The sequence below is a fragment of the Streptomyces sp. NPDC058001 genome (genome assembly GCF_042886315.1).
Lineage (GTDB): Bacteria > Actinomycetota > Actinomycetes > Streptomycetales > Streptomycetaceae > Streptomyces.
The window spans coordinates 331,931-344,328 of sequence record NZ_JBHVQT010000002.1; the positions used below are offsets into that span (position 1 = coordinate 331,931).

The 12,398-nt window shown below is 70.7% G+C and carries 9 protein-coding genes; 6 read left to right on the top strand and 3 right to left on the bottom strand.

The window, feature by feature from the left end; all coding sequences use genetic code 11:
- Nucleotides 1–23 precede the first annotated feature (23 nt).
- The 3 genes from ACFVT5_RS04990 to ACFVT5_RS05000 form a co-directional block, all read right to left on the bottom strand.
- Nucleotides 24–1,220, bottom strand: coding sequence for a putative T7SS-secreted protein (locus ACFVT5_RS04990; protein WP_389881500.1), 1,197 nt, complete (start codon nucleotides 1,218–1,220; stop codon nucleotides 24–26).
- Nucleotides 1,217–1,522, bottom strand: coding sequence for a hypothetical protein (locus ACFVT5_RS04995; RefSeq protein WP_389881502.1), 306 nt, complete (start codon nucleotides 1,520–1,522; stop codon nucleotides 1,217–1,219). The genes ACFVT5_RS04990 and ACFVT5_RS04995 overlap by 4 nt, the downstream gene beginning before the upstream one ends.
- A 208-nt stretch (nucleotides 1,523–1,730) precedes the next feature.
- The gene (locus ACFVT5_RS05000) at nucleotides 1,731–1,928 is read right to left on the bottom strand and encodes a helix-turn-helix transcriptional regulator (RefSeq protein WP_389881504.1); all 198 of its coding nucleotides are present in this window, start codon (nucleotides 1,926–1,928) and stop codon (nucleotides 1,731–1,733) included.
- A gap of 379 nt (nucleotides 1,929–2,307) precedes the next feature.
- On the opposite strand from ACFVT5_RS05000, the gene iolC reads away from it, so the two are divergent.
- From iolC to ACFVT5_RS05030, 6 genes are all read left to right on the top strand, one after another.
- Nucleotides 2,308–3,264 carry a 5-dehydro-2-deoxygluconokinase gene (gene iolC / locus ACFVT5_RS05005; RefSeq protein WP_389881505.1) on the top strand — a complete coding sequence of 319 codons (957 nt, stop codon included), beginning with the start codon at nucleotides 2,308–2,310 and terminating at the stop codon, nucleotides 3,262–3,264.
- Between the two features lie 46 nt (nucleotides 3,265–3,310).
- On the top strand, nucleotides 3,311–4,180 hold the full coding sequence (iolB, locus tag ACFVT5_RS05010; RefSeq protein WP_389881507.1) for a 5-deoxy-glucuronate isomerase: 870 nt from the start codon (nucleotides 3,311–3,313) through the stop codon (nucleotides 4,178–4,180).
- 60 nt (nucleotides 4,181–4,240) lie between these two features.
- Nucleotides 4,241–6,184: a 3D-(3,5/4)-trihydroxycyclohexane-1,2-dione acylhydrolase (decyclizing) gene (locus tag ACFVT5_RS05015; protein ID WP_389881509.1), complete on the top strand. Its 1,944-nt coding sequence runs from the start codon at nucleotides 4,241–4,243 to the stop codon at nucleotides 6,182–6,184.
- A 16-nt stretch (nucleotides 6,185–6,200) separates the two neighbouring features.
- Nucleotides 6,201–7,703, top strand: coding sequence for a CoA-acylating methylmalonate-semialdehyde dehydrogenase (gene mmsA / locus ACFVT5_RS05020; protein ID WP_389881511.1), 1,503 nt, complete (start codon nucleotides 6,201–6,203; stop codon nucleotides 7,701–7,703).
- Nucleotides 7,704–8,014: 311 nt separating this feature from the next.
- Nucleotides 8,015–9,454 (top strand): APC family permease, encoded by a 1,440-nt coding sequence (locus tag ACFVT5_RS05025; RefSeq protein ID WP_389881513.1) that lies wholly within the window; start codon nucleotides 8,015–8,017, stop codon nucleotides 9,452–9,454.
- Between the two features lie 212 nt (nucleotides 9,455–9,666).
- Nucleotides 9,667–12,372, top strand: a complete 2,706-nt coding sequence (locus ACFVT5_RS05030; RefSeq protein ID WP_389881515.1) for an alpha/beta fold hydrolase — start codon at nucleotides 9,667–9,669, stop codon at nucleotides 12,370–12,372.
- Nucleotides 12,373–12,398: the final 26 nt, after the last annotated feature.

The window sequence follows — 12,398 nt, forward strand, 5'->3', positions numbered from 1 at the left end:
AGAACTCCTTCGTCACATGGGATCTAGGCCGCAAGGGCGGCGTGGAACGGTGTGGGGGACGGCTGTGGCGACGGCCGGGGTGTGACCGTGGGGCGCGGCGCCGGATCGCCCGGGTCGCCGGTGCTCGCTCCGGTCCGCCCGGTGAAGATCTTGTGCAGTGCGCTCGCGAAACCTGCGCCCTTGATGTAGGCGGTGATCTTGAGTCCATCAATCGGTGCCTTGCCGATTTTCCCGAGGATGTAGTTGGTGCCCTTCACGGCGATGCCGTTGAAGAACTTCTCGCCGACCCCCGCGATGGCCCCCGACCCGCTGAACCGGATGCCCCGCAGCTTGGACAGGCCCTTGAGGCCCTTCAGCGCCGAGAACCCCTTGACGGCGCCGAGGCCGGGGATGACGCCCAGCACGTCGAGCCCCAGTTTGAGGAGGTCGAGCTTGCCGCCGCGCGCTGTCATGTCGTAGGCGTGGCCCGCCAGCGCGAGCGCGCTGGCGAGCACCGCGGCACCGGCGAGGATTGGCGCGAGCACCGTCAGTGGCGGTACGAACGCGCAGATGACCGCGAGGACCGCGAGGATGCTGGAGAGGGTGGCGAGCCCGTCCGCCCAGTCGGCCAGCATGTTCATGAAGCCGCCCGGGTCCCGTACCCCGTCATGGTGGATCACGTTCTTGATGTGTTTCGCCGCCGCGGACGCCGCGTCGTCACGGATGTCTTTCGCCCGGTTGATCTCACTGTGGCACTGGCGGATGGCGTCCATCGCCGCGTCACGGTTCTTCGCCAGGCGCGTGCGGTCCGTGATGTCGTCCTTGCTGGGGGCCGTTCCCTTGTACTGGTCCAGGCCGCTGACCGCGGTCTTCTGGTCGCCCTCCGCCGCGCGGAAGTCGCTGAGCGCCTTGTCCGCGATCTGCTGTGCCCGGTTCAACTCACTCGCGTACTCCCGGGATTCGCCGTCCACGACCCTGGTACCCAGTGCCTTCGACGCCTCGTCGTAGCGCTCGTACGACCGCTTGAGCCGCCCGGACGCACCGTCGGCGATGTCGTGGAACGCGCGTCCGGCATCGCTGTCCCAGCCCTCGACCGACGACAGCGCCCTGATGTTGCGGGCCTGCTTGTCGATCTCGTCGGCCATGCCCCGCAGTTCCTTGCCGAGTCTGGCCACCTCGTAGGGATCGCCGGGTATCGGGTCCCCGTCGTGCAGGGGTTCCCAGTCCTTGGGGCGGCTCATTTCTTCCCCTTGGTTCGGGCGTCACGGAGCGCCTGTGCCAACTCGTGATCGATCTCGTCGTACTTGTCGGCCGCCGTCTTGGTGAACTTGGCCAGATTCTCGATGTCTTCCATCAGTTTCTTGCGCGTCTTCTTCCAGGTGTCCGAGAAGTCGTCGAAGACATCGCGGAGTTTGTCGCTTCCCAGGGACTGGTCGTAGCCGTCCGCCGGGTTGCTGTTCTCCTTGAACTCACGATGGATCCTGAACAGGGAATCCGAACAGTCCCTGATCATGTCAAGGTCGGCCCTGGTTCTGTCGCCCACGCTACTTCTCCCCGTTGCTGCCACGCCCGCGAGGCGTGTCTTCTCATGAGCAAAGGGCACGCTATCCGCCGAACGGGTGGTCGCACCAGATGCGTCTTCTCTCCTGACGCGGGGTCTTCTCCCGTGGCGCGGGGGCGAATTCGGCATCTGGGGTGAAGGGGGCATCGCCGCCGCGCGGGGGCGGCGGCGACGGAGTGTTCCGCGAGGGTCAGTCCTTGCGGTCCCGGTTGCGGGGGCGGGACGCGACCCAGGCCCGGACCGTGTCCGCGTACCAGTACGGCTTGCCCGACTCGACGTGGTCCGGTGGGGGCAGGAGACCGTGCTTGCGATACGAGCGGACCGTGTCCGGCTGGACCCGGATATGTGCCGCGATGTCCTTGTACGACCAGAGCCTCTTGTCGGTCATCGGTGGTACCTCCCTGCGCTTGCCGCAGTCGCGGCCGGAGAGCCGTCGGGGGAGCTGGGCGCTGCGCTGGCGATCACTCAGCCTGTGCCCGGTCAACGACGCGGAGTGATCAGTGGGCAGGGGCTGTCGAGCGGGTGTGACGGAAGACCCGCGTATACGAGACATGTGTGACAGGACAGGGGTGATTGTGACGTGAGTGATGCAATTGCCCTGCCTGGTCGTCCCCTTCCGGTCGCCCGGCGGCCATCCGGCGGTCATCCGAATGTCCGGACAAAATGTTGACAGGGTGACGGGGGCGGCACTAGACCTGGGAGGGATCGGGCGGCGGCGGTGGCCGTGCGGTCAGAACGGCGACGGGCCCGACGAAGGGACGTGCAGGGTGACCGATCCGTACGACGTCATCACGATGGGCCGGATCGGTGTGGACCTCTACCCGTTGCAGTCGGGGGTGCCGCTCGCCGAGGTCACGACGTTCGGGAAGTTCCTCGGCGGATCCGCGACCAATGTGGCCGTGGCCGGGGCGCGCCTCGGCCGCCGTACCGCCGTCATCACCCGTACGGGCGCGGACCCCTTCGGCGCGTATCTGCACCGGGCGCTACGGGAGTTCGGCGTGGACGACCGGTGGGTCACGTCCGTAGCGGGGCTGCCGACGCCGGTCACCTTCTGCGAGGTGTTCCCGCCGGACGACTTCCCGCTGTACTTCTACCGGCTGCCCAAGGCGCCCGATCTGGTGATCCATGAGGATGAACTCGACCTCGGCGCGATCGCCGGGGCGCGCGTCTTCTGGATGACCGGGACCGGGCTGAGCGAGGAGCCGAGCCGCAGCGCGACGCTCGCCGCGCTCGCGCACCGGGCGCGGTCGGGCACCACCGTCTTCGACCTGGACTGGCGCCCCATGTTCTGGTCGGAGCCCGGTGCCGCGCGGCCGTTCTACGCCGAGGCCCTGCGGTACGTGACGGTCGCCGTCGGCAATCTGGACGAGGTGGAGATCGCCACGGGGGAGCGGGAGCCTTTCGCCGCCGCCCGCGCGCTCCTCGCCGAGGGCGTCGAACTCGCCGTCGTGAAACAGGGGCCCAAAGGCGTCCTCGCCATGACGGCGGCCGGTGAGTTCGCCGAGGTTCCGCCGTTGCCGGTCGATGTGCTCAACGGACTCGGCGCGGGCGACGCGTTCGGCGGCGCCCTGTGTCACGGACTGCTGTCCGGCTGGGACCTGGAGCGGACGATGCGGTACGCGAACGCGGCGGGCGCCATCGTCGCGTCCCGCCTGGAGTGCTCGTCGGCGATGCCGACTCCGGCGGAGGTCGACGCGGCCCTGGCGGACGGGGCGGTCCGATGACCGCGGTGACGGAGGATCAAGGGCCACCGCTGGGTAGGGGTACACCATGAGCGACACAAGCCGGAGCGACACAGGCCGGAGCGACACAAGCCCCAGCGATACCAGCCTCTACGTGCCCAAGGGTGCCGCCGCCACCCCCTACCTCGTGGACATCGATCCGAAGCGGGCCGGCTGGACCTACTCCGGACTGCGGGTCCTCGATCTCGGTCCGGGCGAGAGCCATCTGCTGACCGCCGGTGACAGTGAATGGATCGTGCTCCCGCTGAAGGGCGGCTGCACGATCCACACCGAGGGCGGCATCATCGAACTGCGGGGCAGGGACAGCGTGTTCGCGGAGGCCAGTGACTTCGCGTATGTGCCGCGTGACGCCCACGCACAGATCGCCTCCGGTGCGGGAGGCCGCTTCGCCCTGGCAGGAGCGAAGTGCGAGCGCCGACTCCCCGCCCGCTACGGCCCCGCGCCGGAGGTTCCCGTCGAACACCGCGGAAGCGGCGTCTGCGCCCGCGAGGTGCGCAACTTCGCCGCCGCCGGTGTCTTCGCGTGCGACCGTCTCATCGCCGTCGAGGTGATCACGCCCGGCGGCAACTGGTCCTCCTACCCGCCGCACAAGCACGACGAGCACCTGCCCGGCGAGGAGAGCGAACTGGAGGAGATCTACCACTTCGCCTTCGAGGAGAGCGCCGACGGCCGGCCCGGCTTCGGCTACCAGCGGGTCTCCCCGTCCCGCGCGGGCGGCGCAGAGCTGCTCGCCGAGGTCCGTGACGGCGACACCGTCCTGGTCCCCGACGGCTGGCACGGCCCGTCCATCGCGGCACCCGGACACACCATGTACTACCTGAACGTGATGGCCGGTCCGGGTGAGGAGCGGGAGTGGAAGATCCGCTTCCACCCCGACCACGCGCAGACATACCGATGACAGTGGACGGCGACGACAGCGGACGCGACGACAGTGGACGGCGATGACAGAAGGACGGCGATGACAAGGCTGACGGTCGCGCAGGCGCTGGTCCGGTTCCTGGCTGCCCAGTTCACCGAGCGCGACGGCGAGCGGCGGCGGCTGATCGGCGCCACCTGGGGCATCTTCGGCCACGGCAATGTCGCGGGGATCGGACAGGCCCTCGTCGAGTACGCCGATGTGATGCCGTATCACCAGGGCCGTAACGAACAGGCGATGGTGCACGCGGCCGTCGGCCACGCCCGCCAACTCGACCGGCTCTCCACGCACGCGGTGACCACCTCCATCGGCCCCGGCGCGACGAACCTCGTCACCGGCGCCGCACTCGCCACGATCAACCGCCTGCCCGTGCTGCTGCTGCCCGGCGACACCTTCGCGACCCGCCCCGCCGACCCGGTCCTGCAACAGCTCGAAGTCCCGTACGCGGGCGATGTGTCCGTCAACGACTGTCTGCGGCCCGTGTCCCGGTACTTCGACCGGATCACCCGGCCCGAGGCGCTGATCCCGGCCGCCCTCCAGGCGATGCGGGTGCTCACCGACCCCGCCGACACGGGCGCGGTCACGCTGGCGCTGCCGCAGGACGTGCAGGCGGAGGCGTACGACTGGCCCGACGAGTTCTTCGCCGAGCGGGTGTGGGCCGTGCGCCGCCCCGCGCCCGACCCGAGAGAACTCAGGGCCGCCGTAGCCGCCGTGCGCGCCGCGCGGCGGCCCCTGCTCGTCGCGGGCGGCGGCGTCCACCACAGCGCCGCCGAACAGGCCCTGGAGCGCTTCGCGGACGCCACCGGGATCCCCGTGGCCGCGACGCAGGCGGGCAAGGGCTCCCTCGCCTGGGACCACCCGGCCGACGTCGGCGGCATCGGGCACACCGGCACCGCCACGGGCGACGCGCTGGCCCGTACCGCCGACCTCGTCATCGGCGTCGGCACCCGCTGGAGCGACTTCTCGACCGCGTCCGGCACCCTTTTCGCCTCCTCGCCCACCGTCCTCAACCTGAACATCACCGCCTTTGACGGCCGCAAGCTGGCCGGGCTCCCGCTCGTCGCCGACGCCCGCACCGGACTCGACGCCCTCACCGACGCGCTCACCGAGCCCGACACGCGCACCGAACCCCACGCGCGCACCGAGCCCGACGCTCTCACCGACCCCGACCCCAACGCCCTCAAGAGCCACCGCGTCGACCCCGCCTACCTCGCCGAATACACCAAGGAAAAGGCCCGTTGGGAGGCCCGCGTCGACGCCGCCTTTGCCGTCGCCGACCCCGACGCGCGCCCCACCCAGCCGCAGGTGCTCGGCGCCCTCGACGCGCTCGTCACCGCCGACGACATCCTCATCAACGCCGCCGGCTCGCTCCCCGGCGACCTGCACAAACTCTGGCGCGCCCGGTCCCGCGACCAGTACCACGTCGAGTACGGCTACTCCTGCATGGGCTACGAGATCCCCGCCGCGATCGGTGTCGCGCTCGCCGCGCCGGGGCGCCCGGTGTGGGCGCTGGTCGGCGACGGCACGTATCTGATGATGCCCACGGAGATCGTCACGGCCGTCCAGGAGGGCGTCCCGATCAAGGTGGTGCTCCTCCAGAACCACGGGTACGCGTCCATCGGCGGACTCTCCGAGTCGGTCGGCGCCGAGGGCTTCGGCACCGCCTACCGGTTCCGGGCCGACGACGGCACCTTCACGGGCCGTCCGCTCCCCGTCGACCTGGCCGCCAACGCGGCCAGCCTCGGCATGCGGGTGCTGCGCGCCGGAACCAACCGTGACCTGCGGGAAGCGCTTGCCGACGCCCGCGCGTCGGACCGTCCCACATGTGTCTACGTGGAGACCGAAACGGCAGACACAGTGTCGGGCGCGCCCCCGGCGCAGGCGTGGTGGGATGTGCCCGTGGCCGAGACGTCGACACGGCCGTCGGCGGTCAAGGCCCGCGAGGAGTACGACCGGCACGTCACAGCTCGACGCCGCCTTCTGTGAGAGTAGGGATCTTGTCATGACGAAGACCGTCAACCACTGGATCGGTGGGAAGACCGTCGAAGGTGCGTCGGGGACCTACGGACCCGTCACCGACCCCGCGACCGGCGCCGTCACCACGCAGGTCGCCTTCGCGGACGTCGACGAGGTGGACGCGGCCGTCGCCGCCGCCAAGGCCGCCTACGCGACCTGGGGCACCTCGTCGCTGTCGCAGCGCACCGCGATCCTGTTCCGGTTCCGCGCGCTGCTTGACGCCAACCGTGACGCCATCGCGGAGCTGATCACCGCCGAGCACGGCAAGGTCCACTCGGACGCCCTCGGGGAGGTCGCGCGCGGCCTGGAGATCGTGGAGCTGGCCTGCGGTATTACCGTGCAGCTCAAGGGCGAGCTGTCCACCCAGGTGTCCAACCGGGTCGACGTGTCCTCGATCCGGCAGCCGCTGGGTGTCGTCGCGGGCATCACGCCGTTCAACTTCCCGGCCATGGTGCCGATGTGGATGTTCCCGATGGCCATCGCGTGCGGCAACACCTTTGTCCTGAAGCCGTCCGAGAAGGACCCGTCGGCGGCCGTCAAGATCGCCGAACTGCTGGCCAAGGCCGGACTCCCGGACGGTGTCTTCAACGTCGTGCACGGCGACAAGGTGGCCGTGGACCGGCTCCTGGAGCACCCGGACGTAGCGGCCGTCTCCTTCGTCGGCTCCACGCCGATCGCCCGTTACATCCACACCACAGCCTCCGCGAACGGCAAGCGCGTCCAGGCGCTCGGCGGCGCCAAGAACCACATGCTGGTCCTGCCGGACGCCGACCTGGACGCGGCGGCCGACGCGGCCGTCTCGGCCGCCTACGGGTCCGCCGGAGAGCGCTGCATGGCCATCTCGGCCGTGGTCGCGGTCGGCGCGATCGGCGACGAGCTGGTCGCGAAGATCCGTGAGCGCGCCGAGAAGATCAAGATCGGTCCCGGCAACGACCCCGAGTCCGAGATGGGCCCCCTGATCACCGCCGCGCACCGCGACAAGGTCGCCTCCTATGTGCACGGCGCGGCGGCGCAGGGCGCCGAGGTCGTCCTCGACGGCACCGGCTACACCGTCGAGGGCCACGAGAACGGCCACTGGATCGGCCTGTCCCTCCTCGACCACGTACCGACCTCGGCGGACGCCTACCGGGACGAGATCTTCGGCCCCGTGCTGTGCGTGCTGCGCGTGGACACGTACGACGACGGTGTCGCCCTGATGAACGCCTCGCCGTTCGGTAACGGCACCGCGATCTTCACCCGGGACGGCGGCGCGGCCCGTCGCTTCCAACTGGAGATCGAGGCGGGCATGGTCGGCGTGAACGTGCCGATCCCGGTCCCCGTCGGCTACCACTCCTTCGGTGGCTGGAAGGACTCGCTCTTCGGCGACCACCACATCTACGGCAACGACGGAACGCACTTCTACACGCGCGGGAAGGTCGTCACCACCCGCTGGCCCGACCCGGCCGACGGCCCCACGGGCGTCGACCTGGGCTTCCCGCGCAACCACTGAAGCGCGACGGAAACCGCCCCTTTCGGTCATGGTCCGGCCGTCCGCATTGCGGACGGCCGGACCTGTTTTCCGGGGTCGCGCTGCGGTTCCCGTAGGGCCGGGATGGACCGGACTGCCTGACTTCTCTTGCCATGTACGGCAGTCCAGTAGTCATTTGGCTACGGATTCCGTAGGTGAATGACCGTTGACGATTCGGATTCCGCAGGGTTCCATGACGGCGCCGGGAGCACGCACCACCCTTCACGACAGCCTCCGGAGGCGATACCGCTCCCGCCTCACCACCTGCCGCACGAATCGATCGGAACCGCCCGATGACCGACACGCTTCGCACCCCCACCACGGACGCACCACCGGACCTTCCGGCGGTGGATCCGGGCGATCCGGGCGGGCCGGGCGATCCGGGCGGGCCCCAGAAGCTCAAGCGTTCCATCGGTGTCGTCGGCGGCACCCTGCTCACGCTGTCCTGCGTGACGCCCGCGTCGACCCTGTTCGTCGTCGTGCCCGACCTGTTCTCCAGTCTGGGCACCGCCACCGCGCTCACCATCGCGATCGGCTCGCTGCTCTGTATCGCCGTCGCGTTCTGCTACTCGGAACTCGGCACCCTCATCCCCAGCGCGGGCGGCGAGTACGCCATGGTGTCCACGCTCGCCGGACGCCTCGCGGGCTGGCTCGTCTTCGTCCTGTCGCTGCTCGTCGTGATGATCGTGCCCCCGGTGATCGCCATGGGCACCGCGGACTACCTCGCCCCGATCGTGCACCTCGACCCCGCGTTCGCCGGCGCGGCCGTGATGCTCCTCGCCACTCTCGCGGGCCTCCTCGACCTGCGGGCCAACGCCTGGATCACCGGCGTCTTCCTCGTCCTCGAAGTGATCGCGGCGGCCGTCGTCGCCGTCCTGGGCTTCGCCCACTCCGAGCGCGGCGCGGGCAGCCTCGTCGATCTGACGGTGGCCGGATCCGACGGGCGCCCCGACACGGTCACCGCGATGCTGATCATCTCCGGACTCGCCATCGCCCTCTTCGTCACGCAGGGTTTCTCCACCGCCGTCTATCTCTCCGAGGAGTTGGAGAACCCGCGCCGCAACGTCGCCCGTACCGTTCTCGCGACGCTCGCGATCTCCGCCGTGATCATCCTGGTGCCGGTCATCGCCATCACCATGGGCGCCCCCGACCTCGCCGCCCTCACCGGCGGCGACATCAGCGGCATGGTCGCCGCCTGGAGCAACTCGGCGGTCGGCACCTTCGTCAGCCTCTGTGTCGCCCTCGCGATCATCAACGCGGGCATCGTCATGGTCATCCAGAACTCCCGGGTGCTGTTCGCGTCGGCCCGCGACCGTGCCTGGCCGAGCCCCGTGAACCACGCCCTCGCGCGCCTCGGCCGGTTCGGCTCCCCGTGGGTGGCCACGCTTTTGGTGGGCATCCCCGGCGCCCTCCTGTGCTTCGTGAACCTGGACACCCTCTACGGCGTCACCGGCGTCTCCGTCACCGCGATGTACCTCCTGGTCGCCGTCGCCGCGCTGCTCGCCCGCCGCGGCCACCACCGTGACCGGCCCGCCTGGCGCATGCCGCTGTGGCCCGCCCTGCCCGTCCTGCTGATCGCCGTGCTCGCCTACGTGCTCAGCCAACAAGAAGTCACGTATCTCCTGTGGACCGGCGGGATCACCGCCGTCGCGACCCTGTACTGGGCCTTCTATCTGCGTCCGCGCCGGGCGACCCGGTGGCTGGTGTCGATCCCCGAGGACGTCCGCGACTGACCGCACCAGGGGCGTGAAGGGGCGTGAAGGGGGCGGGATGCGGCACGGCGAAGTTCCGTCCCCGTGATGTGCATCGCGTCGTGCACCGCGCCGTGCGACGAGGCGTACCACGGACGCGGTACGCCGAGCGGAGCCCGTACTCCTCTGGGAGGTCTGCCGGTTCACCCCGGTGGCTGCCTCCGTTGTCGGTGGCCACCCGTACCGTGGGGGACATGGATCTCCGAATGCCCAGGTTGCCCCGGCCACGGCGGCGGCGGAGGTGGATCGCCTCCACCGCCGCCGTCGTCGTGCTGGCGGGCGCCGGCACATGGACGGCCGCGGCCTCCGACGACGCGCCGCCGGTGCACCGCCAGGACCGCACCCTGGACACGGCCGGTGCCCGGATCGACACCTCGTACTTCACGGCGGGTGGCGAAGGACGGCGCCCCGCAGTGCTCCTGGGGCACGGCTTCGGCGGCAGCAAGGACGACGTACGCGAGCAGGCGGAGACCCTCGCGCGCGATGGCTACGCGGTGTTGACCTGGTCGGCGCGCGGATTCGGCCACTCCACCGGGAAGATCGGCCTCAACGACCCCCAAGGCGAGGTCGCCGACGTCTCGAAGCTCATCGACTGGCTCGCCGGCCGCCCCGAGGTCCGGCTCGACGCGAAGGGCGACCCGCGCGTGGGCGTCGCCGGAGCGTCCTACGGCGGGGCGATCTCCCTGCTGGCCGCCGGGTACGACCAGCGGGTCGACGCCATCGCCCCGCAGATCACGTACTGGAACCTCGCCGACGCCCTGTTCCCCGAGGGCGTGTTCAAGAAGACCTGGGCCGGTCTGTTCCTGAACACCGGCGGCGGCTGCGACCGGTTCGAGCCGCAGTTGTGCCGGATGTACGACCGGGTCGCCGAGTCCGGCGTCCCCGACGCACAGGCGCGCGCCCTCCTCACGGAGCGCTCCCCGTCCGCCGTCGGCGAACGCATCAAGGTGCCGACGCTGATCTTCCAGGGCCAGACCGACTCCCTGTTCCCGCTCGACCACGCCGACGCCATGGCCAAGGCGATCCGCGCCAACAACGCGCCCGTGGACGTCGACTGGATCGCCGGCGGACACGACGGCGGCGACATGGAACAGACCCGGGTGTACGACCGGATCGGCGCCTGGTTCGACCGCTATCTCAAGGACGACAAGGGCGCCGACACAGGCCCCGCGTTCCGGGTCACGCGGACCGGGGGCATCGACTCCACGGACGGCGCGACCCTGCTGCGCGGCGCCAGTGGGTCCACGTATCCCGGACTGGAGAGCGGGCCGCGGTCCTTCGCGCTCAGTGGCCGTGAGCAGACCTTCGACAACCCCGCGGGCGCCAGCCCGCCCGCGATCTCCACGGTCCCCGGCCTCGGCGGCATCGCCGCGGGCGGCGGGGGCGGGGGCGGCGGCCTGGGCGGCGGCGGAGGCGACGGCGGCGGGGGCATCTCGCTCTCCTCGCTCGGGATCGGCCTCTCGCTCGACTTCCCCGGCCAGTACGCGAAGTTCGACTCGGCCCCGCTCAGCAGCGACCTGCGGATCACCGGCTCGCCCACCGTGCGCGTCCACGTGCGCTCCACCAGCGACGACGCCGTGCTGTTCGGCAAGGTGTACGACGTCGGACCGGGCGGCACCCAACAGGTGCTGCCGTCCCAACTCGTCGCCCCGGTCCGGGTCGAGGGTGCGAAGAACGGCAAGGACGTCGAGCTGACCCTGCCCGCCGTCGACCACAAGGTGGAGAAGGGCCACCGGCTCCGCCTGGTCCTCGCCACGACGGACCTCGGGTACGCCTCGCCGATGGCGCCCGCGAAGTACACCGTGTCCGTCCAGGGCGACTTGGCCGTCCCCACCGCGCCCGGGGTCGACACCGCCGCCGCGCCGCTGCCGTCCTGGGTGTGGTGGCTGCCGCTCGCCGGAGTCGCCGTCGCGCTCGCCCTGCTCCTCACCGGCCGCCGCCGCACCGCGACCCCGGCACCCGACCCGGCACTCGCCGACGTACCGCTCCAGATCACCGACCTGAGCAAGCGGTACGCCAGGTCCGCCGACCGGTACGCCGTACGGGACCTCTCGTTCCGCGTCGAGAAGGGCCAGGTCCTGGGACTGCTCGGGCCGAACGGCGCGGGAAAGACCACCACCCTGCGGATGCTGATGGGCCTCATCCGGCCCGACGCCGGTGAGATCCGCGTCTTCGGGCACGCGATCCGGCCCGGCGCCCCCGTACTGTCCCGGGTCGGCTCCTTCGTCGAGGGAGCGGGCTTCCTGCCGCATCTGACGGGCCGGGAGAACCTGGAGCTGTACTGGCGGGCCACCGGGCGGCCCGCCGAGGACGCCCATATGGAGGAGGCGTTGGAGATCGCCGGGCTCGGCGACGCCCTCCAGCGCGCGGTACGCACCTATTCGCAGGGCATGCGGCAGCGGCTCGCCATCGCCCAGGCCATGCTCGGCCTGCCGGACCTGCTGATCCTCGACGAGCCGACCAACGGTCTGGACCCGCCGCAGATCCGCGAGATGCGCGAGGTGATGATCCGGTACGCGGCGGCGGGCCGCACCGTCATCGTCTCCAGCCATCTCCTCGCGGAGGTCGAGCAGTCCTGTACACATCTGGTGGTCATGGACCGGGGCCGGCTCGTGCAGGCGGGGCCGGTCGCCCAGATCGTCGGCTCCGGGGACACCCTGCTGGTCGGTCTGGCGGCGCCCGTCGCCGATCCGCTGGTCGAGAAGGTCGGCGCGCTGCCCGGTGTGGCCTCGGCGGTCCGGGCCGACGGTGACCTGCTGGTCCGCCTCGACGCGACGGAATCCGCCGGTGCCCAGCGCCTGCTGGTGGACCTGGTCCGCCTGGAGGTCCCGGTGACGTCGATGGGACCGCATCGACGGCTGGAGGACGCGTTCCTGACCCTGATCGGTGGGGAGCAGTGAACTCCGGGTGTGCGGCGGCCTGGTGG